The sequence below is a fragment of the Paraburkholderia largidicola genome (assembly GCF_013426895.1).
Taxonomy (GTDB): Bacteria; Pseudomonadota; Gammaproteobacteria; order Burkholderiales; family Burkholderiaceae; genus Paraburkholderia; species Paraburkholderia largidicola.
The window spans coordinates 2,071,401-2,093,217 of record NZ_AP023174.1 but is presented as its reverse complement, the minus strand read 5'-3'; the positions used below and the strand labels follow the sequence as shown (position 1 = coordinate 2,093,217).

At 62.0% G+C, this 21,817-nt stretch carries 18 protein-coding genes and 2 pseudogenes; 4 read left to right on the top strand and 16 right to left on the bottom strand.

Features of this window, described 5'->3' with window-relative positions; translation table 11 throughout:
• Window positions 1-275: 275 nt before the first annotated feature.
• The gene (locus PPGU16_RS09525; RefSeq protein WP_243460523.1) at window positions 276-941 is read right to left on the bottom strand and encodes a 4'-phosphopantetheinyl transferase family protein; all 666 of its coding nucleotides are present in this window, start codon (window positions 939-941) and stop codon (window positions 276-278) included.
• Window positions 942-1,390: 449 nt separating this feature from the next.
• Window positions 1,391-2,124 (bottom strand): annotated as a pseudogene (locus PPGU16_RS09520) (Crp/Fnr family transcriptional regulator).
• Window positions 2,125-2,871: 747 nt separating this feature from the next.
• Between PPGU16_RS09520 and PPGU16_RS09515 the strand changes: the two are divergent.
• Window positions 2,872-3,099 carry a hypothetical protein gene (locus PPGU16_RS09515; protein ID WP_180719773.1) on the top strand — a complete coding sequence of 76 codons (228 nt, stop codon included), beginning with the start codon at window positions 2,872-2,874 and terminating at the stop codon, window positions 3,097-3,099.
• A gap of 75 nt (window positions 3,100-3,174) precedes the next feature.
• Here PPGU16_RS09515 and PPGU16_RS09510 read toward each other — a convergent pair.
• Window positions 3,175-3,423: pseudogene (locus PPGU16_RS09510) on the bottom strand (acyl carrier protein); the annotation flags it as partial.
• Between the two features lie 812 nt (window positions 3,424-4,235).
• Here PPGU16_RS09510 and PPGU16_RS09505 point away from each other — a divergent pair.
• The 3 genes from PPGU16_RS09505 (at window position 4,236) to lepB (ending at window position 6,936) form a co-directional block, all read left to right on the top strand.
• A complete protein-coding gene (locus PPGU16_RS09505) occupies window positions 4,236-4,946 on the top strand; it encodes a FadR/GntR family transcriptional regulator (RefSeq protein ID WP_180719771.1) in 711 nt (236 codons plus the stop codon).
• 157 nt (window positions 4,947-5,103) lie between these two features.
• Window positions 5,104-6,108 carry a Gfo/Idh/MocA family protein gene (locus PPGU16_RS09500; RefSeq protein ID WP_180719770.1) on the top strand — a complete coding sequence of 335 codons (1,005 nt, stop codon included), beginning with the start codon at window positions 5,104-5,106 and terminating at the stop codon, window positions 6,106-6,108.
• Between the two features lie 138 nt (window positions 6,109-6,246).
• Window positions 6,247-6,936 (top strand): signal peptidase I, encoded by a 690-nt coding sequence (gene lepB, locus PPGU16_RS09495; RefSeq protein WP_180722585.1) that lies wholly within the window; start codon window positions 6,247-6,249, stop codon window positions 6,934-6,936.
• 55 nt (window positions 6,937-6,991) lie between these two features.
• On the opposite strand, the gene PPGU16_RS09490 is transcribed toward lepB, so the two are convergent.
• The 13 genes from PPGU16_RS09490 to tssB form a co-directional block, all read right to left on the bottom strand.
• A complete protein-coding gene (locus PPGU16_RS09490; protein ID WP_180719769.1) occupies window positions 6,992-8,026 on the bottom strand; it encodes a quinone-dependent dihydroorotate dehydrogenase in 1,035 nt (344 codons plus the stop codon).
• Between the two features lie 123 nt (window positions 8,027-8,149).
• Entirely contained in the window at window positions 8,150-8,989 is an 840-nt protein-coding gene (locus PPGU16_RS09485) for an arginyltransferase (protein ID WP_180719768.1), read from the bottom strand.
• A 135-nt stretch (window positions 8,990-9,124) separates the two neighbouring features.
• On the bottom strand, window positions 9,125-9,862 hold the full coding sequence (aat, locus tag PPGU16_RS09480) for a leucyl/phenylalanyl-tRNA--protein transferase (protein WP_180719767.1): 738 nt from the start codon (window positions 9,860-9,862) through the stop codon (window positions 9,125-9,127).
• Window positions 9,863-9,881: 19 nt separating this feature from the next.
• Window positions 9,882-10,427: an NUDIX hydrolase gene (locus PPGU16_RS09475; RefSeq protein WP_180719766.1), complete on the bottom strand. Its 546-nt coding sequence runs from the start codon at window positions 10,425-10,427 to the stop codon at window positions 9,882-9,884.
• A 389-nt stretch (window positions 10,428-10,816) separates the two neighbouring features.
• Entirely contained in the window at window positions 10,817-14,803 is a 3,987-nt protein-coding gene (gene tssM / locus PPGU16_RS09470) for a type VI secretion system membrane subunit TssM (RefSeq protein WP_180719765.1), read from the bottom strand.
• A gap of 28 nt (window positions 14,804-14,831) precedes the next feature.
• Window positions 14,832-16,079 (bottom strand): type VI secretion system protein TssL, long form, encoded by a 1,248-nt coding sequence (gene tssL, locus PPGU16_RS09465; RefSeq protein WP_180719764.1) that lies wholly within the window; start codon window positions 16,077-16,079, stop codon window positions 14,832-14,834.
• 139 nt (window positions 16,080-16,218) lie between these two features.
• Window positions 16,219-17,565 carry a type VI secretion system baseplate subunit TssK gene (tssK, locus tag PPGU16_RS09460; RefSeq protein ID WP_180719763.1) on the bottom strand — a complete coding sequence of 449 codons (1,347 nt, stop codon included), beginning with the start codon at window positions 17,563-17,565 and terminating at the stop codon, window positions 16,219-16,221.
• 12 nt (window positions 17,566-17,577) lie between these two features.
• Entirely contained in the window at window positions 17,578-18,090 is a 513-nt protein-coding gene (gene tssJ / locus PPGU16_RS09455) for a type VI secretion system lipoprotein TssJ (protein ID WP_180719762.1), read from the bottom strand.
• A 69-nt stretch (window positions 18,091-18,159) separates the two neighbouring features.
• The gene (locus tag PPGU16_RS09450; protein ID WP_180719761.1) at window positions 18,160-18,642 is read right to left on the bottom strand and encodes an Hcp family type VI secretion system effector; all 483 of its coding nucleotides are present in this window, start codon (window positions 18,640-18,642) and stop codon (window positions 18,160-18,162) included.
• 103 nt (window positions 18,643-18,745) lie between these two features.
• Window positions 18,746-19,252, bottom strand: coding sequence for a hypothetical protein (locus tag PPGU16_RS09445; RefSeq protein WP_180719760.1), 507 nt, complete (start codon window positions 19,250-19,252; stop codon window positions 18,746-18,748).
• Window positions 19,249-19,611, bottom strand: coding sequence for a tlde1 domain-containing protein (locus tag PPGU16_RS09440; RefSeq protein ID WP_180719759.1), 363 nt, complete (start codon window positions 19,609-19,611; stop codon window positions 19,249-19,251). The genes PPGU16_RS09445 and PPGU16_RS09440 overlap by 4 nt, the downstream gene beginning before the upstream one ends.
• A 75-nt stretch (window positions 19,612-19,686) precedes the next feature.
• Window positions 19,687-21,183, bottom strand: coding sequence for a type VI secretion system contractile sheath large subunit (tssC, locus tag PPGU16_RS09435; RefSeq protein ID WP_180719758.1), 1,497 nt, complete (start codon window positions 21,181-21,183; stop codon window positions 19,687-19,689).
• Window positions 21,184-21,246: 63 nt separating this feature from the next.
• Entirely contained in the window at window positions 21,247-21,792 is a 546-nt protein-coding gene (tssB, locus tag PPGU16_RS09430) for a type VI secretion system contractile sheath small subunit (protein WP_180719757.1), read from the bottom strand.
• Window positions 21,793-21,817 lie beyond the last annotated feature (25 nt).

The following is a 21,817-nucleotide window of genomic DNA, read 5'->3' as shown; positions in this document are numbered from 1 at the left end:
CGCAAACAGGTGCATCGTGGCGATGCTCCTGACCTGCTTTCGGTGGTGTGAGCCGGGTTGCCAGTAAGCGCAATGTCGGCTGAATGAGGGCTGCGTCGACGCGACGGTCAACGAATGGCAGGGGTGTTGCGCGTGGCGAAACTGCGTCGAGGCTCGCGAGCAAGAGAGGATAGGCGCATGCTCGTAATTGTCGACCGTATATTTAGTTGGTACTGCGATGTAAATGGAGCGACGAAACTGGCTGCGAGAAGATACGAACAGGCGTGCGAGACGCGTCAGTTCATGTTGACGATCGACCAGTTCGTGCGTCGTGCCGCCACCGCTGCCGCGCAGGCCGGGCTGGAAGACAAGGCGAGAACGCGCCAGTGCGCCGCTTCTTCCGCCTCGCCGCCGACGAGGCGGGGTGTCGTGTCGCCGTGAACGGAAAGATCGAACTCGAAATGGGTCGGCGGCAGGATGAAGCCGGTGCCGAGCGCCTTCAGGCAGGCCTCTTTGCGCGCCCAGCTCTCAAAAAAGACGTTCTGCCGTTCCGCGTCCGGCAACGCGGTGAATTGCGCGCGCTCCTGGACGGAGAACACTTCGAGCGGCAAGCTCTCTTCGATCGGGCGGAACTGTTCTACGTCGATGCCGACCTCGAAACCGTTCGAGATGGCGAGCGCCGCCATATTCTCGCTGTGGCTGAGGTTGAAGCAGATCGTCCATTCAGCAGGCTGGGTTGCGCAGAACGGTTTGCCATCCGAACCATAGCGAAGGATGATCTCCGACGGTGCTAACGCGAGATAGCGACCAAGGAGGCGCCTGAGTTCGCCGCGACCTGCCACGTATCGGCGGCGATGCCGTTCGAAGCGGAACTTGTTGGCGCGCTCGCATTCTTCTTCCGATAACGTTTCCCAGTGCCCGTCATACTCGCCAGCGCAGAGATCGAGATCCCATTCCCACACATGTACTTCTTGCGGAGACGGCGGTGTAAGGAGAGAAGAGGGCATTGAAAGCGTGGACTCGACTGACGATAGGCTGAGCGATTCTACAGGATCGACATCAGCGGATCGCGCGCATCATCCGCTGCAATCAGCCATGACATGGTCTACGGTCCGTTCATCGTCGACGCATTCCTTAGGTAATCCGGATTGCTAATCGATCGGCAATGTGAAGTTGCATCGAGCGTACGGCGAATGCAAGACGATACGAGATTGAATCAACGTTGCAACTCGACGTTTGCACGGCACAACCAGGCGTCGTTTGAGCGATGAGATCCGCTATCGCGTGCGATCGCCAGCCGAATGCTGACGCCGCACGCTATCGCTTCACGGAACCGTTCAAAGCTGTCGATTGCTCACCTGCACGCTGCGAACCGCAATCGACGCCGTCGACATCATCGCAGCCGCACACTTCAGCTCACCGTTTCGGCTTCACGCAGGCGCGGCAACAGGCGGTCGAACTCGCGTTTCACGAGGCCGTAGCATTCGCATGCGCGTGCTTCGAGACCCTTGCGATCGAGCACGCGGATGTGGCCGCGGCTATGGTGGATCAGGCCGTCGTTGTGCAGCTTGCCGGCCGCTTCCGTGATGCCTTCGCGGCGCACGCCGAGCATGTCGGCGATCAGCTGTTGTGTGACGGACAGATCATCCGATGCGACACGGTCGACTTCGATCAGCAGCCACCGGCAAAGTTGCTTGTTCAACGAGTGATGCCGGTTGCAGGCAGCCGTTTGCGCAACCTGGGTGAGCAGTGCGTGCATGTAGAGCAGCATCAGGCGACGCAGGAAATCCGAGCGTGCGAACTGTTGACGCAGCGCTTGTGCCGTCATCCGGTACGCGAAGCCCGAGCACTGTACCTGCACGCGGTTCGGCATGGTTTCGCCGCCCGTCAGCACCGGCACGCCCGTCATGCCTTCGCGGCCCACTGCAGCGATCTCGACGGAACCGCCGTCTTCCATCGTCGACAGCATCGAGATGATGGCCGTGGTCGGGAAGTAGACGTGATGAATGCGTTGACCCGAATCGCACAGCAGTTGCTCCGTGCGCAGATGAACGAGTTCGAGGTGAGGGCAATGGCCTGCCACTCATGGGATGGCAATGCGCCGAGCAAATGATTGCCGTGCAGATCGGATTGAAGCGTCAACATGATCGGTCCTCGCATGAAGCCGTGCCCTGCACGACCCCTTGTTTTTTAACCCGGCGCTGCACGCTTCCCGATGTCTTGCCGCCTGGCTCGCGGCGAGATACGTACAGACCGGCCCCGTCAACCATCCGTCGATGCGGTTGTTTTAATCTCTGCATCGACGTTGGCATTTTTGCTGCGCCCACCATCTAGCGAGGACTGTGCCAATCGACTGGAAAATGAGCGCTGGTGCGGCGCAGCGTCGCGAGGAACTTTGTCGAATCGGCTAAAACGTATCGTTTTGTTTCAAAACTGCACAATGGCATTTGTCGGCGGATTCGAGAATTCATATTAACTTATAGCGACTAACCCACTGATTTTGCATGGGTTGAAAATAGCGGGGCGAATACCTCTCGGCCCCTCGCAGGTATGAAACACGGGCGAAACGCCCACCAATGAGTGATTCCGCTCTGAACGCGATTTGATTCAGATGTGTTCCATGAATTTAGTGTGCTGCCGCACCGAAAATCGATTTTTGGCGGAGAGCGGGATTTTTAGAAGGCGATTGTGTCGTACGAATACCAACGGCTGTCGCAGGAGTGTTGGCGCGTCCCGTTATTCTTCAGTTGGATGGGCTACTTCCAGCCGTGTGGGAAGCGCAAACGTTTTGCAGCAATAAATCGACTTGTCGCGTTGAGTACCAGGAGTTCGTCCTCGCGGCACCGTGCGCGCCTATATGGATAAAGCCTGTGTAGCGCGGCGCTCGGGCAAATGGAGCGCTTCATGAGCACCGCGTGGCTCGCGTTGTCGATGTCGGGCGGGCGCGCTTGCACGCGAGACGTTGAAGGCGCATTCACGCAGCGAGGCGATTTCGACCTGCGCGGTCTGCGTCCGGTTTGTCTCATTGATGAGAATCAAGGCGCGACCGTTCAATTCTTCATCGGTCGCGACGACCTGCTGTGCAGCGGCCGCTCCCGCTGGCACATGCCACCACGGTAAGCGCGGCTGCTACAGGGTGTCGGGCGAGAAGGCGCCGGCAGAGGCCGCCGCCTGCATCAGCGACGCGTTGATCCCGCTGCCGGTGCGAGCCCCCTGCAATTCGGTGACGGCAGCCGCCAGCGAATCGATGCTCGAAAAGACGTCGCGCCTGAGCATCCGGTTGGGAATCTCGACATCGAACTCATCTTCGATCGACAGCATCAGCTGCACGGTCCCGATGGCCGAGAGGCCGGCTGCATAGAGGTCTGCGTCGTCGGCGAGCATGTCGGGTGGCACGTCGAGTCGTGCCCATTCGGAAAGAATGCGTCGCAGTACCGTTTTCATGAGCGCAGCCCTCAATGAGTGTAGGCCAGCCGCTAGTGGCGTTGAGTCCGGCGTTGGGCTTGCGGCTGCCAGGGCCAGTCGAGGATCCATATGGTCAATCGCGACGGGTGTGCCGGTTGAATCTATTTAACGGATTGCGACGCGTCGGCGTCAGTGCGTTGGCACACGGAATGGCAAGGGTGCGGATAACGCGTTGCACGTCTTCAGGCACATGGCTCGCCTCGATGCCAAAGCGCGACAAAAGTGTGGGTACACGTACAGAGTGGGATGCTGAAGATCGGTTCCAATGGCGCTCAGATGTGTTGCATCGAAGCATTGACGCGTGATTGACAAAGAAGATGATTCGGGTGAGCGCGATGCATGTTTGCACAGGATGATGGCCAGACCGTTATTAGAGGAGGACATATCGGATAGCAGAGGCGCAGTACGCTCGACACGCAGACGGGCAGATCAATGGATGGAGCGGTGAGAGACGATACGTCCTGGTGATTTGCATGCGGACTGCTAATTGATTCGATCGGTAACAAACGTAACGAATGTAACCGCAAGGGATTATCGGACCTATGCGTGCAGTACTTTCGATGCAATTTTTCCCCATTTGCGCAGGCTGGTTGCGATGTGATTCAGGCTTCGCTTCACGACGCGTTACACGAAAGAAACAATTGTTCGGAGGGAATACCCTGTCGAGTAATTTCCCGACTGGCGCATCCAGATAAAGCAACGCAACGTATTGTTCACAAATAAAAAATGACACGAGGGCACGTGATCAACATTCATCGCAGGCGAGAAACGCCGCATCGGGGAGAAGGATGATGGAACAAACCAATAAAGAGCGTTCCTTGGTCAGCAAGGTCATGGATGGTCTTGTGACCGGGATCGTCGAAGAGAAGTACGGTGCGGTGTTACCGCCGCAAGACGTATTGTCGAAGGAATTCGACGTCAGCCGCACGGTGATGCGCGAGGCGCTGTCGATGCTGCTCGCCCGTCATATGCTCGACGTGCGGCCCAAGATCGGCACGCGCATCAGGCCGATGCACGACTGGCGCATGATCGACGAGGATGTCGTGAACTGGCGCTTTCGTGCGAAGCCCGATCCGACGTTCTTGCGCGACGTGATCGAGTTCCGTGTGCTGATCGAACCGCGCGCCGCCGCGCAGGCGGCCACGCGCGGCAACGCCTCGGACATCGCCGCGATCCGCGATGCGTTCGAGGCTTTCCGCAACAGCCCGCCCGGCGAACCCGGGCATCAGACTGCGGATGAAGCGCTGCATACGCGTATCGTGATTGCGAGCGGCAACCAGTTCTTCCAGCAGATGGCCGCCATCATTCGCGGTGCACTGTCCGCGTTGAAGCCACTCGTCGATCTGCCGCAGAGCGCATGGGAAGAAACGGTGCGGCTGCATTCGCGCGTGGTCGAGGCGATCGAACGGCATGATGCGAAAGAAGCGGAAACGGCGTCCATTGCGCTGATCGACTTCTCGATGAGCCGTCTGAGCGGTGCCGTGCCGGACGCTGCGGCATAGCAGGAAGACGAGGCAGCGCAGTTCGAGTTTCAACAGGTTTCACCCGGCAGCACCGGCAGCCCCCCAGGCCGCGCGAAGGCGAGTTCGACGAAGTGATACGCGACATCGGCGACAATGTCGGCTGTCACTCACTGGACGGACACTCTTCTTGCGACCGATGAATAACGCAGCAACCCACCACCATTCCGGGCATCTCGCGACATTACGCTGGGGCATCGTTGGCACAGGCCGCATCGCCCATCGTTTCGCGCAAAGCCTCGCGCATGTCCCCGACACGCGGGCGACGGCAGTCTGGTCGCGCCGCCGCGCTCCCGCTGAAACGTTTGCGCAGCAACATGGCGGACAGGCGCTCGACAGCTTCGACGCACTCCTTCAAAGCGGCATTGACGCGCTCTATATCGCGACCATGCAGGACAGCCACGCGCACTACGCGACGGCCGCGCTCGAAGCCGGTATCCATGTGCTGTGCGAAAAGCCCGCGACGGTCAACGCGGCGCAACTCGATCGCGTGATCGACAGCGCGCGCGCTTCGCAGCGGCTCTTCATGGAAGCGATGAAGCCGCCGTTCTATCCGCTCTACAGGAAGCTGCGCGCCCATCTCGCAGACGATCCCATCGGCGCGATCGGTCTCGTGCGCGCTGGCTGCTCGGTGCCGGGCGTGCCCGACGATCATCCGTCGCTGTCGTTCGAGCAGGCGGGCGGCGCGCTGCTCGATATCGGCATCTACGAGATGTTTCTCGCCGTCGACTGGCTCGGCGCGCCGCTCGACGTGCAGACGCTCGGGCGGCTCGGGCGGACGGGCGTCGATACGTTCGCGAGCCTCAATAGCCGCCACGAAAGCGGCATCTCACAGCTCTTTTGCGGACTGGATCTGTTCGGCAAGGGCGATGCGTTCATCGCGGGCACGCTGGGCCACATCACGATTCACGAGAACTGGTGGAACCCGGCGCGCGCGACGGTGCGTTACGTGGACGGTCGCGTGGTCGAGCTCGATGCGCCGTTCGAAGGCGGCGGCCTGAACTACGAGACCGCACATTTCTGCGAACTGATTCGTAGTGGCGAGCTCGAAAGTCCCATCATGACGCACGCGAAGTCGCGCCAGATGATCGCGATGGCCGATGCGGCGCGCGCGGCGCTGGGGCTCAGGTTTCCCTGCGAGTGACGCTGCGCCGCGGGCGCGCGCAATGATAGGATCGTCGCGGCCGGCGCGGGATGGATGTTCCGTCCCGTTTGCCCCTGAAAACCTGGCCGGCCGGTTTCGTTTCCCTTCCGTGTACAAGCTGTTTCGAGGAGCGCGATGATGCGCATGCTGGCCCGACTGTGGCGCGAGTACAAGAGTCTCGCCGCGTTTATCGTTCTGATGGTGCTGTTTCGCAGCGCGATTGCCGACTGGAACGTCGTGCCGAGCGGCTCGATGCTGCCGACCATCCGCGAGGGCGACCGCATCCTCGTCGACAAGATGGCTTACGATCTGCGCGTGCCGCTTACGCATATTGCGATCGCGCATCTGCATGATCCGCAGCGCGGCGACATCGTGACGATCGATTCATCCGCCGCGCACGAACTGATCGTGAAGCGCCTGATCGGTCTGCCGGGCGATATCGTCGCGATGCGCGACAACGTGCTGTACGTGAACGGTGTGCGCGCGAGTTATCAGCCGCTTGCGCTAGCGCCGCTGCCCGGCGACGTCGCTTCGCCCGGGGACTATCTGACCGAGCGCTTCGCGGGCGTTGCGCATGTGGTGCGGCTTTCGGAAGTCGCGCCCAGCCCGCGCCGCTCGTTCGACCCCGTGACGGTACCCGCGGGCGAATATCTGATGCTCGGCGACAATCGCGATGACAGCGCGGATTCGCGCTATTTCGGCTTCTTTCCGCGTGAAGAGCTGATGGGCCGCACGCGCCGCGTGGCGTTTTCGCTCGACCCGGATCACTACTACAAGCCGCGCTTCGACCGGTTCGGCACGCGGCTCGATGCAGTGGCGGCGCGATAGCGTGGCGTTACGGCTGCATCGCTAGCCGGTTGTTCGCGCGCCGCCGGTTTTTGCCTCAACCCCGGCGATTGGCGAGCGCCTGCACGCATTCCGCAACCAGAGCCGGGCCGCGATAGATGAAGCCCGTATAGAGCTGCACGAGCGATGCGCCCGCATCGAGCTTCGCCTGCGCGTCTGCGCCCGAGAAAATCCCGCCCACGCCGATAATCGGCACCTCGCTCCCGACCTCCGCGCGCAGCTTGCGGATCACCTCATTCGACGCATCGAACACAGGGCGCCCCGACAGGCCGCCAGCCTCGTCGGCGTGCGGCAGGCCTTGCACGGCAGTGCGCGAGAGCGTCGTGTTGGTCGCGATCACGCCTTCGAAACGGTGGCGCAGCAGCGTATCGGCGATTTGCTTGATCTGCTCGTCGTCGAGATCGGGCGCGATCTTCAGCGCGAGCGGCACGAGCTTGCCGTGCAGGTCGGCGAGACGCTGCTGTTTGTCTTTCAGCGCGGCGAGCAGCGCGTCGAGTTCGTCGGCGCCTTGCAACTGGCGCAGGTTCTTGGTGTTCGGCGACGAGATGTTGACGGTCACGTAGCTGGCGAACGGATAGACGCGCTCGAGGCAGTACAGGTAGTCGTCGGCGGCGCGGTCGATCGGCGTGTCGGCGTTCTTGCCGATGTTCAGCCCGAGCGTGCCGCGATAGCGCGCGGCCTGCACGTTCTTCACGAACTGGTCGACGCCTGCGTTGTTGAAGCCCATCCGGTTGATCACGGCGTTCGCCTGCGGCAAGCGGAACATGCGCGGGCGCGGATTGCCCGGCTGCGCGCGCGGCGTCACGGTGCCGACTTCGATGAAACCGAAGCCGAGCGCCGCCAGACCGTCGATGCATGCGCCATCCTTGTCGAGACCCGCCGCGAGACCGACCGGGTTTCGGAACGTGAGCCCCATCACGGTGCGCGGCGAATCGGGCACGTGCGGCGCGAGCGCGCCCGCGATGCCGGTGCGTCCGGCCGCGCCGAGCATGCGCAGGGTGAGATGGTGGGCGTCTTCCGCGTCCATGCGGAAGAGTTGGGCGCGTACGAGCGGATAGAGGGAACTGAACACGGCGGGGCGCCTGGCGGCTGAAAATGAGAACCCGCTATTTTAACGGTTCGGCGCGGCGGCTATCGACGTTTCGGTTTTGAAGGGATCGGGCGTCGCGGGCGGCCGCGACTGCGCGAAAGCAGATCAGCCTCGTTCGCCGCGTATCCCGCGTATGCCGGCTTTCGCGGCATCGACGGGGGAGAGGTCCAGCGCGGTGGGGTCGAGCACCTTCCATGTGCCGTCGAAAAGCCCTTCGAGCGGCGTGAAATTGGCCTTGTAAGCCATCTTCGGGCTTTCGCGAATCCAGTAACCGAGATACACGTGCGGCAGCTTGAGGCTGCGCGCCTGCTCGATCTGCCAGAGGATGTTGTAGGTGCCGAAGCTCGTGTGCGGCAGGTCGGGATCGAAGAACGTATACACCGACGACAGTCCGTCGCCGAGAATATCGATCATGCTGACCATGCGCAGCGTGCCGGGCATGTCGGGGTGGCCCGCATAGCCGGGATTGGCGGGCTCGCGGAATTCGACGAGGCGCGAATTGATGCGGCTTTGCAACAGGAACTGCTCGTACTGATCGCGGCTGTCGCGGTCCATGCCGCCGCCCGCGTGGCGCGCCGACTGATAGCGCATGTAGAGCGCGTAGTGCTCTTCGTCGTAATGCAGCGGCGCGACGGTGGCGATCAGGTTGCCGTGCCGTTTCCACACGCGCCGTTGCGTGCGGTTCGGCGTAAAGCGTTCGACGGGCACCCGCACGGGCACGCACGCGCGGCAGCCGTCGCAGTAAGGCCGGTACGTGAACACGCCCGAGCGGCGGAAGCCTGCGCGCACGAGTTCGGTATAGACGTCGGAGTTGATCAGATGGCTGGGCGTCGCAACCTGCGAGCGCGCGACGCGCCCTTCCAGATAACTGCAAGGGTAAGGCGCTGTTGCATAGAATTGCAGCGCCGAAAGCGGTGAAAGCGGCAGCTCATTCGGGTGAGTCACGTTAGCAGCTCTCGAAGCGTTTCTGGATTTGCCAATCCGGCTCGCTGCTCGACGGTAGCTTGCAGCGTGCCCGGCGGACGCGTCCATGGCGATTGTCATCGTTCACGCGGCGTCGGCCCTCGACGACGCTACGCATCACGCCGCCGGCGCAAAAAGATCGCGCACGACGGTCTTGTCGAACGACCAGGGGATTGGCGCTGCGTCGACATTCGCGCGCACATGCGCGACGAACGCCTTGCGCGCGATCTCGCGGCCGCCCAGCGACGCCAGATGCGACGTGTTCTGCTGGCAGTCTATCATTTCTATTTCGTGACGTCGCAAGTGGAAGACGAGCGCGGAGAGCGCAATTTTCGATGCATCGGTGACGTCCGCAAACATCGATTCGCCAAAGAACATTTTGCCGAACGACACGCCATACAAGCCGCCGACGCGCTTTCCCTCGTGCCACGTTTCGATGCTGTGCGCTTCGCCGCGCCGGTGCAATGCCGTGTAAGCCTCGATCACGTCCGACGTGATCCAGGTGCCGCGCTGGCCGTGGCGCGGCGCGAGCGCGCAGGCGCGCATCACGGCGGGGAAGTCAGCGTCGACGCGGATTTCCCATGCGTCGTCGCGCAGCACGCGCTTGAGTGTCTTTTTCAGCGAAGGCGAGATCTTGAACTCGCGCGGACGCAGGACCATGCGCGGGTCGGGTGTCCACCAGAGCACGGGCTGGCCGTCCGAGTACCACGGGAAAATGCCGCGCCGGTACGCGTCGATGAGACGCGACGGCAACAGGTCCGCGCTTGCCGCGAGCAAGCCCGGCGCGCCGCTCGCTGCGGACAGCGCGCGTTCGACGGGTGGAAACGGATCGTCGGGGCCTAGCCAGGGAACCATGCGACAGCTGTGGTGGTGGTCAGCCGTCGCGCAGCGAGCGGAAGATGTCGCCCGTGTGCAGACCGTAGTTGCCCGACGCGCGGTCGGTGAAGAAGAAGCGCAGGGTTTGCGCGACGGTCGGGAACGCGATGTCGCCCCATGGAATTTCGTGCTCTTCGAAGAGGCGCACTTCGAGGCTCTCTTCGCCCGCTTCGACGTCGAGATCGAGCAGCCGCGCGAGATAGAACAGATGCACCTGATGCACGTGCGGCACGTTCAGCAACGTGTACAGGTTCTGCACTTCGACGCGCGCGCCGGCTTCTTCCAGTGTTTCGCGCGCGGCGGCTTCCGACGTCGTCTCGCCCATTTCCATGAAGCCTGCGGGCAGGGTCCAGAAGCCGTAGCGCGGTTCGATCGCGCGACGGCACAGCAGCACCTTGTCATCCCAGACGGGGACGGTGCCGACCACATTGCGCGGATTCTGATAGTGCACGGTGCCGCAGCTCGCGCAGACGAAGCGCTCACGGTTGTCGCCGGGCGGAATGCTCAGGCTCACTGCGTGGCCGCAGACGGAACAGAATTTCATAGGAAAGGGATGGGAAACGGTGATGGGAGTGTATCACCGGGGAGCGGCGTGACGATGACGGACGGGGATGGAGCGTGGGCCAACCGTCGAGCGGGAGGACCGGTCGGGGCAAACGGGCTCGGCGACGAATTCTGGCGTGGCTGGCTGCGCTGCTTCACGGCGAGTCGGCCTCGAAGGGTTCGAAGGTCTCGCGCGCCCAACGGATTCCGGGCGACGTCCAATACGCGGATAGACGGTTGCGGACGTTCGACTATTCAATGAACACGGCGCAATACTGTGTAAACGTACAACACTGCGCCGTGTTTCGTGATTGCCAGCTATACGCTGTGACCGACCACTCGAAATCCGCCGCCCATCGAACTGGCCCTGCAAAAATTGCCTGTTCTGTATCAGTTGGCACGAGCCGGGTTCGCTCCGGCCGCGGCCGGCGGTAAGCCGGGCGGCGGCCCGCTGTCGGGCAGACTGAACATCGGCATCGAGCTGGGGCAGCGGAACGTGGTGAGGACATCGCTCGTCAGCGGATTGGCGACGCTGCCGGCGCTGGCGAGGTCGAGTACCGCCTTGCGTCCGTCGAAATCGAATGCGACGCGCGTGCGGCCCGGCGTGGCGGTCTGGATGATCTGCCCTTTTCGCAGCAGACGCATCAGAGCCCAGGGGCCGTCCGCGGCGATCGTGGAGGTTTCGGCGTGAATGCGAGGACTCGCGGTGACTTCGGCATGCACGCCGCCGCGCGGACCCGGCCAACTGACCGGGAACGGCGTGACGGGGCCGTGCTGGTACTGCGTGCTCTGGCCGTCGATGTCGATCGCGAAGGAGGTCACGGTCGGGTCCAGTTCCGGCACACGAATATCCGTCTTCCACAGCAACTGTTTGCCCTGGTCCCCGAAGAATGTCTCGCGGATCTGCCTGGCGTGCTGGAACGGTTCGAGGTCGGGACCCTGCACCGGCTCGGTCGCACCGGGCAAAGTACGGTAGCGCCACGGTGTGGAGGATGTGTCGACGAATGGCGCCAGATTCTTTGCGAAGAAATCGTCGATCACCCCGCCTTGCGCGAACACGCGCGTGAAGTCGTCGATGTTCACGTCACGCGTGCTGTCGGGAGCGAACGGGTAATTGCCCTCGACGGTCAGCCGGCAGGTGTCGCTGACGACGGCCTGCATCTGGCGCGAAAGCAGTTGGCCGATGCCCTGGTTCACCTCGTGCGAGCCCTGGACCGACAGGCCCAGCAACACCTCCCGAAACGGCGCCGGCATGGTGTTGGCCGCCATTTTGAGCTTCGCTGCGGCGTCGCTGGCGGGCGGCATGCTGTTGTTCGCGATCGCATTGTCGGCGACGGTCAGCGCCGTGTAGTAATCGTTGAGCAGGCTCGTCACGCCATCGAGCCCCGTCGCGCCGGCCTGTGCGCTCGCAGGCTGGTTTCCTGTCGGTGTGTCGCTGTTGCCCGTCACCATCTCGCGCAGCGCCGCGAAGTGGCTGTCGACCAGTTCGCGTTCGACGCGTTCTTCCGCGCGGATGCCGAATGTCTTGTCGGCTTTCTGGCTGAGCTGGTTCGTGGTCTTTTGCAGAAGCGAGCCGTCGGCGGATGTCATCGACTGTGTGAGCGTCGTTTCATGCACGGCCGCGCGCGCGAGCCGGGCGAGCGGGGAGTCCGGTGCAGCGAACTGGCGCAGCACCTGAAGATTGAACGCGAGGCTGGTTCCCGTCACCGTGCGGATGTCGGCGAGGAATGCATCCCACTGCTGCGCGTATTCGGTCAGGTAGAGCCGGCGGATCGCTTCCGTCAGCGGATCGTCGCCGCCCGTCGCCGTGCTGACGATTTCAGCCGTTTTTTTTTGAGCCTCGCCGAGATAGGAACGCCCCATCACCCATGCGTCGTCATCGCGTGCGGCCCGGACGAATTCCGGCAAGCGCCTGTCGAACAGGTTGCGGTAGCCGTCGAACGTAAAGAGGCCGGCCACGCCGCGCGACAAAGGGGCGCCGCTCGCCCGCGTGAACACGGTGCCGGCCTGGGGGCCGACCGCGCGCAACAGAGTGAATTCGTCAGGCGCCTCTTTTTGCATGTCCGCTTTGGCGCGATCGTAAAGGCGCTGTGTCGCATTGCTTCCATCGAGAAACGCCCGGGCCTGCTGAACCAGCGCGTCGTTGCGGATGAGCGGCGACTGGACGACACGCTCGCCAGAGAAAAGCTGTTCGACGTGTTCGATCATCGAGGCGCGCCCGCCGAAAATCGATGCACTGTCGTTCTTCGCCCAGTCATCCAGCACCCAGGCCTTGATATCGGTAGCGCTGAATTTCGCCTTGTCGTACAGCATCAGGTAGACGCGCAGCGCATCGTACGTGTTCTTGGCGTCCCTGTTTGCCATTGCGTGCGCGATGACGTCCTCGAGGCGATGGACGATGACGGGCAGCAGCAGATTGTCTTCGAGCGCGCGATACATGTCGCGGCTCGCATCGACGACACCGGGAGCACTGTACAGACCGTAACGGAAGCGGCTATCGGGGGCGGACAGGTCGAGGCCCGTCAATGTCGGCAGATAGCGGGCTTCAGTCAGCGTGTCGGGGACGGCCTCCGGTTTTGGCTCGCGATACAGCTCGGCCACTTTCGCGGCGAGTGCCTGCGTCTTGCGCGCGATTGCATCGAGATAGTCGCTGTTGTTGCCGAAGCTCATGCGCATACCCAACGCGAGCCAGACGAACAGCAGGATGCCGAGCGCATGACCAAGCAGGCGCAGCAAGCGGAAGCGGTATTCCCAGCGCAGGTTGGGACGCACCAGATGCGACTCCGGAATCACGATCTTCGCAAACAGATCGTGCAGGAAATAGCTCTGGTTGCCGGTCGACGCCGCCACATCCGTTTTCAGGAGGCTGCTGCGTCCAGCAGTGAGTCGCTGCACGACGGTAAGTGGTTCGGCGACGACGCTTTGCCCGCTCTGCAGGGCGCTGGTGAAGTACACGCCTCTTAGTGTCGCGTGTCGTTGCGTATCGTCATAGCGCGAATCGACGAACAGTTGCGCGAGCAGATCGGCAAGGGGAGCGGCAAGGGCAGCGAACGCTTCGGGCAGGACGGCGAGGCGTCGGCGACGGTCGGTATCGTATTCGTCCTCGAGGCGTGTGTTCAAGCCGCTCGCAAGACGTGTCACGAGTTGCCTCAGTTCGCCGTCGCACGCAACTGCGAGATTGTCCTGACCTGCCGAACCAGCGACGGGCAGCGTGAACCCCCACATCTGCGCGCGATGTTCCTCTGTCAGCGATCCGAAGTAATCGACAAACCCTGGCAGCCGGTCCATCTGTGTGATGATCAGATACACCGGAAAGCGGATGCCAAGCTTCGCGCGCAACTCGCCAAGACGTTCGCGCAACGTCTCGGCCTCAGCGGCGCGTACAGACGGGTCGGGCGCCGTCAGCACATCGAGACTGATTGCTACCAATGCTCCGTTGATCGGCGCGCGCGTGCGATGGCGGCGAAGCAGATCGAGAAAGCCAAGCCACTCGCCTTCATCGATACGCCGACGCCAGTCGGCCTCGCTCATCGGGAAGTCCATGCTGTGACGCGTGGTATCGCGGCTGGCGTTCTTTTCGTCCGGGGCACGTTTGTCCAGGAGCGCGGGCAATGATTGCGTCGACGCACCGTGATGCGTGTAGTACCCGGCCGTGTCGATCAGCACCGCGTCATTCGTCAGCCACCAGTCGACGTTCCTCGTGCCAACGGTCGTGCCCGGCGTCCGTGGTGCGGGACTGCCAACCGGAAATGCCAGACCGGCATTAAGCAAGGCGCTCGTCTTGCCGGCGGATGTCGAGCCAAGCGCAATGTACCAGGGCAGTTCGTACAGGTACCGGGTGCCCTGGAAAAGCCGTCCTATGCCGCGTGCACCCGTACGCATCGACTTGAGGCGCGCCAATGCGCCGTTGACGCGTGTCTCGACGTCTTTCAGCCGTCCTGCGGCGGGTGACGGATCTTTCCTGTTGCCGAACGTCAGGGCCTTTTTGAGGAATGCTTCGTCGCTGCGCATCCTCTGAACGACCCAGTACAGACCGCACGCAGCAAAGAGTGCGATTACCACTGCAATGGCAATCACACGGGACGCGACAGAAGCGAACGGCTCGGTATGTCCGAAACTGAGCAACGGCGCTGCGTACCAGATCAGCAGGCACAGCAAGGCACCGAATACGATGCTCGTCGAGCGGCCTTTGAGCCAGAGCAACACGCCAACCAGCAGCAACGCAATGACGAGCACGCGCATGCCCACGCTTGCAAAGGGCTTGAGCCCACCGAATGCGAGAAAGGGTCCCAGAAACCAGATCAACAGTCCGAGAACCACCAGCGCGAGGAACGCAAAGAACCAGCGCGATATCAGAAACGACAACACCTTCTTCATACATGAATCCCGATGGGCATGAGCGTGGTCAGGGCGTGACCATGATTTCGACACGGCGGTTCTGCGAGCGGCCTTGTGCGGTCCTGTTATCGCCGATGGGGTTCGCCTCCCCCTTGCCGATGGCTTCGAGCCGTGCAGCGGCTACGCCGGCGGCCTGAAGCATCTGCATGACCTGGGTGGCGCGTTCTTCCGAAAGCGCATCGTTCGACGCGAACTGGCGGCTCCTGATGGGTAAGTCGTCGGTGTAGCCCGTGACCGTGACTTTGCCGGGCACCTTGCCGACTTCGCTGGCGATTTTCGCGATCAGCGGACCCATGGCTGCATTCACGTTGACGCCGCCCGGCGGGAACATCGCGTCGCCCCTGAACGTGACTGAGCTATGACGTGCATCTTCATCGACGCTGACCGTGCCGGCGTCGATCTCGTTCTTCAGCAGTTCCTTGAGGTGCGGCAACCGTGGGGCAGGTGGCGGCGTCATATGGCCGATGTCGACGATCTGCTTCTCCACGACTGCGCCATGATCAAGCAGGTGATATTTGAACCAGCCGAACAGACCAAGCAATATCAACCCAAGCACGGCGAACGTAATCCAGACCGGAAAGTCGTAGAACGACATGCGTTTCCCGCGCGCGTCGGACTGCGCGCGAGGCGAGAGGGCGATCGGCACCACGCCTCGCTGCGTCTGGATTTCGTTGTAAAGCCGCTGACGCACGGCGTCGTGCTTGCGAGCCCCATCGGCCTCGTGCCGGTAGCGACCCATGAAGCCGAGGCTCAGAATGCGATAGATGACCTCGAGCAGATCGAGATGCTCCTGCGGCTCGGACATCAACCGCCCGATCAGCAAATAGATCTTGTCGCCGCCCTGGCGGTCCTCGTGGAACTCGGTGGCGAGCCCCTTGCGAATCCATTCGACGCCGGTCTCCCGCTTGCCCCAGGCCGTCTGCCCGGCAGACTCGTCGAGCGCGGTCGCGAGGCAGTATCGGGCGCCGATCATATGATCGCGCCGGATCCGGGCCTGTTCGCAGAGTCGCTGGAAGACGCGCATCTCCTGTTTCAGCAGCACGTGTAACTGATCGATACTCTTCGAGTCGAGATCGTTCGGCACGTCGGCGAGCGCGCGCAGCAACGGCCGCGCAGCTTCAAGCAGCGGATTGCGTGCTGCTTCGACGGCTCGCAGACGCATAGCGGGCGACTCACCCGCTGGGACGCTCGCCAGTAGCTCGGCCGTCGGATCCGGTTTCGGATCGGATGCGGGCTCGCCAGTGGCCCTGTGCATACCGGAGTGCGTGGGACGGTCGTCCGGTGCCACGGCCGTACTGGAATAGGGCAGTCCTGAGTCTGGATTCACTGTGTTCCCCTGATGTCATATGAACGGGCGCTTCTCACGAAGCGCACCTGTCTTCGAGCGTGCCGCGCTATCCGCGCACGCCCCACAGTTCCAGCCTGAGCCCGGGGAAGTCGCCCGCCACGTGCAGCGCGATGCCACCGTGCCGCGCGACTGCCTCCCACAAGGGGCCCGTACGTGAGAGCTCGTAGTACACAAAGCCCGCGTTGAACGGAATCTGACGAGGCGGCACTGGCAGTGCCTGAAGGGCAATGCCCGGCAAATGCGAGCGCACCAGATCGGGCAGACGTTCGGACGGTCCCATCTTGGCCTGCATCGCAAACTGCTGGACCAGGGCATCGGGCGGTATCTGCGCCGACACGGCAAGCACAAGCGAATTGAAGCTGCGCATTTCCCCCGGATCGACCACCGCGTTGCGCATGCCGTATCCCGCATCGGCGAATGGAATACTTTGTGCGCTGCGAACCAGCACCGCGTTGAGTAGCAGATGCGTATCATCGACGACAGGCTTCAGACAGACATGCGGCTCGATGTGCTGGTAGGGCGGATGGCTCTCGAGCGGCCGGCGTGTTTCCGGGCGCACATAGGTCGAGAGCTCGCCCGCCATGCTCAGCAGCAGCGCGTACAGATCGGCGGGGGAGGTGGTCGGGACGCGCCGCACATGTTGCAGTAGCGGTTCGTAGCGGTTGAGCGTTTGCAGCAGCAGATAGTCCGAGACTTCGGCAACGGTGCCGGCCTGGCCGTCGCTGCCTGTGAGTCGTTTGGCGAGCGCATCGGCGCGCAGACGGGTGAGATCGTGAATCTTCGCGAGCCAGCTCATCAGCAGCGCGCTTGCACCGTATCCGGAAACGGGCGGAATGAGCGTGTCGTCGAGTTCGATGCTGCCATCCGCGCGCAGCGTCTTGACCCGCGTGAGGGGCAATCCGATCCACGCATCGGTCATTTCTTTCTGCGGCACGAGCCGCAGCCGCAAATTGGATAGCTGGACGGTTTTGGGGCCCTGGCCGACGGAGTTCGTATCGCGGAGTTCCGTATCGAATACCGCGTAGCGCGCCAGCGAATGCGACGATTCGTCGAACGTCGTTTCCTCCGCGTTGGGGACGCGGATGGGCACGGCGAGATGGATGACCTGGTCCAGATGTTCGGCGCGCACCGTCAGCGGCGCGGGCGGCGGCGTAGTGCCTGGCGTATCGAATGGCGTCCCGTCTGCGAACACACCACTCGCCGACTTGACGATGACCTTGCCGAGCGCGAGCGCTTCTGTGTCGATCGCGTAGTGCGAGAACCCGAAGAAAAAAGGCGAGAGGGGAGCAGCGCGCTTGTGTGCGAAATACTCGATGTAGCGTTCCTGCTGCTGAAAGAGTTGCGGACGCAGGAACAGTCCCTCGCTCCAGGTGACCTTGTTATACCAGCTCATGCGTAGGGTCCGTTACTTGTTCTGTTGTTGTGCATCGGTGATCTTGATCGCACTGGTGTCGAGATTGATCGTCAGTTTGAGTTTCGGCGCGAAGCGATACCACGCGGCCGGTGGCGCGGGTGGCAGCGACCAGGTGGCGCGCCATACGGCATTCGGTAGATCGCGGTATGCCGCGATGACACCCAGAGTGGTCGTTGCCTGCTCCGCATTCCGCTCGATGTATCTGGTTTCGCCAGGGCGCAGTTGAAACTGGTCCCGCACGACGAGATCATCAGCGAGTACGGTTTTGTCTTTGCCTTGCAGAGAAAAAAAGTCGGCTGCATTGAACGCATCGGCGTTCTTGAGTTCGTAAATGCGCACCACGATCGGCGCGGCGCGTTTCTGATCATCGGGATTGACAGTGGACGACGCGGTCACCGTCAGGTCCATCTTGACCGGTTCGTGAACGGCTTTGGGATCGTTGCTCGCGCATGCGGCGAGTCCGAGCACAGAAGCAAGTGCAATGACGCGAGAGGACGGGCGCATCGGAAGTAAAGAGGCGAGAGTAGAGCGTGGAAAGGTCCGGCGCGCGCCGGACCTCATATGGCAAGGTGCTTACGCTTCCTTGTTGAGCTTGATGTCGTAGCCGGCCGTGACGGCGCCGCCGCTGCCGCCCTGGGCGTTCTGCACGACGTATTCCTGCTTGACCTTGGCAAACGACAGACGAACCTGTTCACGGATGCCGTCGTCGGTATTGCTGCCCGACGGTTGCACCTGTGTGACGATCACATCGCTCATCGTGATCTTCAGATATTCGAGCGGGTTGCCGCCCGCCTTGCGAATGGTCAGCACGGCCTGATCGATGTGTTTGCCCGTCAGGCAGTACTTCATCAGGTTCGGGCTTGCACGGTCGACGAGGTGTTCGAACGCCAGGTCTTCGACGGTCGCCTTGCCGGCGCCGCCGCCCGAGCCCATATGCATGTTCGATTGCTGGAGGATCTGCCAGCCCCAGCTACGCACTTCGATTTCATTCTTGTGCGCAGCGTCCTGCGATTCGCCATCAATGCCGTTGATCTTGATGAAAATATCCTGTGCCATCTAGTACTCCTTCCTTGAGTAAAAAACATGCTGCCAACGCTAGCTTTACGGACATCCTTGCCGAATCAGGGGATGCTCTGTTCCGCTGCGGTTGCCACTTTGATTACGATGAATGCGCTGATGTTTGCTCTGCGACGCGCTCCAATGCTCGCAGGCAGGGTGCGCGTTGCGGCAGACGCTCCGACACCGAAGTGCCCTTCACCGCGGGAATGGCGCGCTCCAGGTAGTCCTTTATCTCACGCGGCGTGGGTTCGATGAACGGAACGCTGCACACGACCGTCGCCCCTGTGACTGGCCCGTCATCGAGTACGCCGAGCACGGCTTTGGGATTCTTTGGCAGCGCCCGCGCAAGGGCGACGCTCAGCCCGGTCGAATCTCCCGCGTCAGTGCCTTTTGCCAAACTGCGCGAAAGGCGGACCCATGCCGTGTTTCCCGTCGCGATCTGGTTCAGAACCGCGTCGAGGCGTCCCGCGCGGTTCAGAGATTGCACCGTGGCGCGCGCGCCATGGGCCTGGATGTCTCGCGTAACCTGTGCAGGCGTGAGCGGTTGCGCGAAGACGGGGCTCGCAGCAACGAGCAGCGCAAGCGCGCAGTGAAGATGTCGCTTCATTGGACAATCAGCTTCCTGTCGGTGCTTCCATTGATTTGCTCGCGAACTTCTCGGCGCAGGATGATGCAACCGTGCGACGCCGTATGGGTGAGGTTGTCGCCGTGAATCAGAAAGGCGCTGCGACCGAAAGTGTGGGTGCCCGTACCCGGTGCGAGATCCATCGACACGGGTCCTGTGTGGACCGAGTGTCGTGCGCTTCGGATCTGATAGGTTCCGCGAGGAATCGGACCGACGTTTGCTTCACTTTCCATTGCGGGATTGTTGCGACCTTGCCCCGCTCCCGAATAACCATCCGTTGCAGTCAACTGTCCATCGGGAGCGGTAAGCGTTCCCGTTCTCTGGTTGTACGTCCAGGCCATCGCATCTCCTGTGAGGGTGGATCTGTCGTCGGCTTCGACGACAGATCACGTGGTGCATCGAGTGGTCGAAGCCGGTCAGGCCGCTTCCTTTACGGACGGCAGCCGTGCGACGAGACGCAGCGACACGGTCAGTCCTTCGAGCTGGAAATGCGGACGCAGGAAGAACTTCGCCTGGTAGTAGCCGGGGTTGCCCTCGACGTCCTCGACCACGACCTCGGCCGCCGCCAGCGGACGGCGTGCCTTGGTTTCCTGCGACGAGTTAGCCGGATCGGCATCGACGTAGTTCATGATCCATTCGTTGAGCCAGCGCTGCATGTCCTCGCGTTCGCGGAACGTGCCGATCTTGTCGCGCACGATGCACTTGAGGTAATGCGCGAAGCGCGAGCATGCGAAGAGATACGGCAGGCGGGCCGACAGATTGGCATTGGCCGTCGCATCCGGGTCGTAATATTCGGCCGGTTTTTGCAGCGACTGCGCACCGATGAACGTCGCGTGATCGGTGTTCTTGCGATGTACCAACGGGATAAAGCCGTTTTTCGACAGTTCGGCTTCGCGGCGATCCGAAATCGCGATTTCCGTCGGGCACTTCATGTCGATGCCGCCGTCGTCGGTCGGAAACGTGTGACACGGCAGGTTCTCGACGGTGCCACCCGATTCGACGCCACGAATCAGCGAGCACCAGCCGTACAGCTTGAACGATCGATTGACATTGACACCCATCGCATACGCCGCATTCGCCCACGCATAGTTGCGATGGTCGGAGCCGTTGGTGTCTTCCTCGAAATCGAATTCGTCGACGGGGTTCGTGCGGGCGCCATACGGCAGACGCGACAGGAAGCGTGGCATCGCGAGTCCGATGTAGCGCGCGTCTTCCGTGTTGCGCAGCGAATTCCACGGCGCGTATTCGAGATTCTGCGTAAAGATCTTCGTGAGGTCGCGCGGGTTTGCGAGTTCCTGCCACGACTCCATTTGCAGCACCGACGGCGAAGCGCCCGAGATGAAGGGCGTATGTGCCGCTGCCGAGATCTTCGCGATCGAGCCCAGCAGATCGACGTCGGGCGGCGTGTGATCGAAGTAGTAATCGGCGACGAGACAGCCATACGGTTCGCCGCCGAGCTGGCCGTACTCTTCTTCATAAATCTGCTTGAAGAGCGGGCTTTGATCCCATGCCAGGCCCTTGTAGCGCTTGATGGTGCGACGCAGTTCTTCCTTCGACACATCCATGAAGCGGATCTTCAGGCGCTCATCGGTTTCGGTGTTCGATACCAGGTGATGCAGGCCGCGCCACGCCGATTCCAGCTTCTGAAAATCGTGATGGTGAAGGATGAGGTTGATCTGTTCCGAAAGCTTGTGATCGATCTGCGCGATGATGGCTTCAATGCTTTTGTACGCATCGTCGCTGATCGTAGTCGACTGCCGCAGCGCCTGTTCGGCGAGCGTCTGCACCGCATATTCAACGGCTTCGCGAGCCGCCTCGGTCTTGGGGCGGAACTCCTGTGACAGCAGTTGTGAAAAATCGCTCTGCGTGTGTGTCGCGGCTCTGGATGAGGCCTGTACCTGTTGTGTTGCCATCGTATTTCCTCTGTCGTGCTGGAGTCGGTTCGTGCTGGAATGGGTTCCGTCAACGCCCGGCGATCAGTTCAGCGTGTTGGCTGGGTCGTCCTGTTCTGCTGCGTCTGCCGCTTTCGGTTTCGGCGCGGCGGCGAGCGCTTTCAGCAAAGTGGGATCGGCCAGCAGCTTGTTGACAAGTGCTTCGGCACCGGACTTGCCGTCCATGTAGGTTTGCAGGTTGGCCAGCTGGGTGCGGGCCTGCAACAGTTCGCGCAGCGGCTCGACCTTGCGGGCGAGGGCAGCAGGCGAGAAGTCCTCCATGCTTTCGAAGGTCATATCGACCATCAACTGACCTTCGCCCGTGAGTGTGTTCGGCACGGCGAATGCGACGCGCGGCTTGATGGCCTTCATGCGCTCGTCGAAATTGTCGACGTCGATATCGAGGAAGCGGCGATCGGCGACGGCCGGCAACGGCTCGACGGGTTTGCCGGAAAGGTCGGCCAGCACGCCCATCACAAACGGCAGCTCCACCTTCTTCTCGGAACCGTAAACCTCGACGTCATACTCGATCTGAACACGCGGGGCGCGGTTGCGCGCAATGAACTTCTGCGAACTATTTGAAGCGGACATGCATGACTCCGTAAGCGTGGGAAAT

Coding starts and splice junctions, on each gene's coding strand:
- PPGU16_RS09515 (WP_180719773.1), top strand. CDS start 2,872: ATGGAGCGCTTCATGAGCACCGCGTGGCTCGCGTTGTCGATGTCGGGC.
- PPGU16_RS09505 (WP_180719771.1), top strand. CDS start 4,236: ATGGAACAAACCAATAAAGAGCGTTCCTTGGTCAGCAAGGTCATGGAT.
- PPGU16_RS09500 (WP_180719770.1), top strand. CDS start 5,104: ATGAATAACGCAGCAACCCACCACCATTCCGGGCATCTCGCGACATTA.
- lepB (WP_180722585.1), top strand. CDS start 6,247: ATGCGCATGCTGGCCCGACTGTGGCGCGAGTACAAGAGTCTCGCCGCG.
- aat (WP_180719767.1), bottom strand. CDS start 9,862: ATGGTTCCCTGGCTAGGCCCCGACGATCCGTTTCCACCCGTCGAACGC.
- PPGU16_RS09475 (WP_180719766.1), bottom strand. CDS start 10,427: ATGAAATTCTGTTCCGTCTGCGGCCACGCAGTGAGCCTGAGCATTCCG.
- tssM (WP_180719765.1), bottom strand. CDS start 14,803: ATGAAGAAGGTGTTGTCGTTTCTGATATCGCGCTGGTTCTTTGCGTTC.
- tssL (WP_180719764.1), bottom strand. CDS start 16,079: ATGCACAGGGCCACTGGCGAGCCCGCATCCGATCCGAAACCGGATCCG.
- tssK (WP_180719763.1), bottom strand. CDS start 17,565: ATGAGCTGGTATAACAAGGTCACCTGGAGCGAGGGACTGTTCCTGCGT.
- tssJ (WP_180719762.1), bottom strand. CDS start 18,090: ATGCGCCCGTCCTCTCGCGTCATTGCACTTGCTTCTGTGCTCGGACTC.
- PPGU16_RS09450 (WP_180719761.1), bottom strand. CDS start 18,642: ATGGCACAGGATATTTTCATCAAGATCAACGGCATTGATGGCGAATCG.
- PPGU16_RS09445 (WP_180719760.1), bottom strand. CDS start 19,252: ATGAAGCGACATCTTCACTGCGCGCTTGCGCTGCTCGTTGCTGCGAGC.
- PPGU16_RS09440 (WP_180719759.1), bottom strand. CDS start 19,611: ATGGCCTGGACGTACAACCAGAGAACGGGAACGCTTACCGCTCCCGAT.
- tssC (WP_180719758.1), bottom strand. CDS start 21,183: ATGGCAACACAACAGGTACAGGCCTCATCCAGAGCCGCGACACACACG.
- tssB (WP_180719757.1), bottom strand. CDS start 21,792: ATGTCCGCTTCAAATAGTTCGCAGAAGTTCATTGCGCGCAACCGCGCC.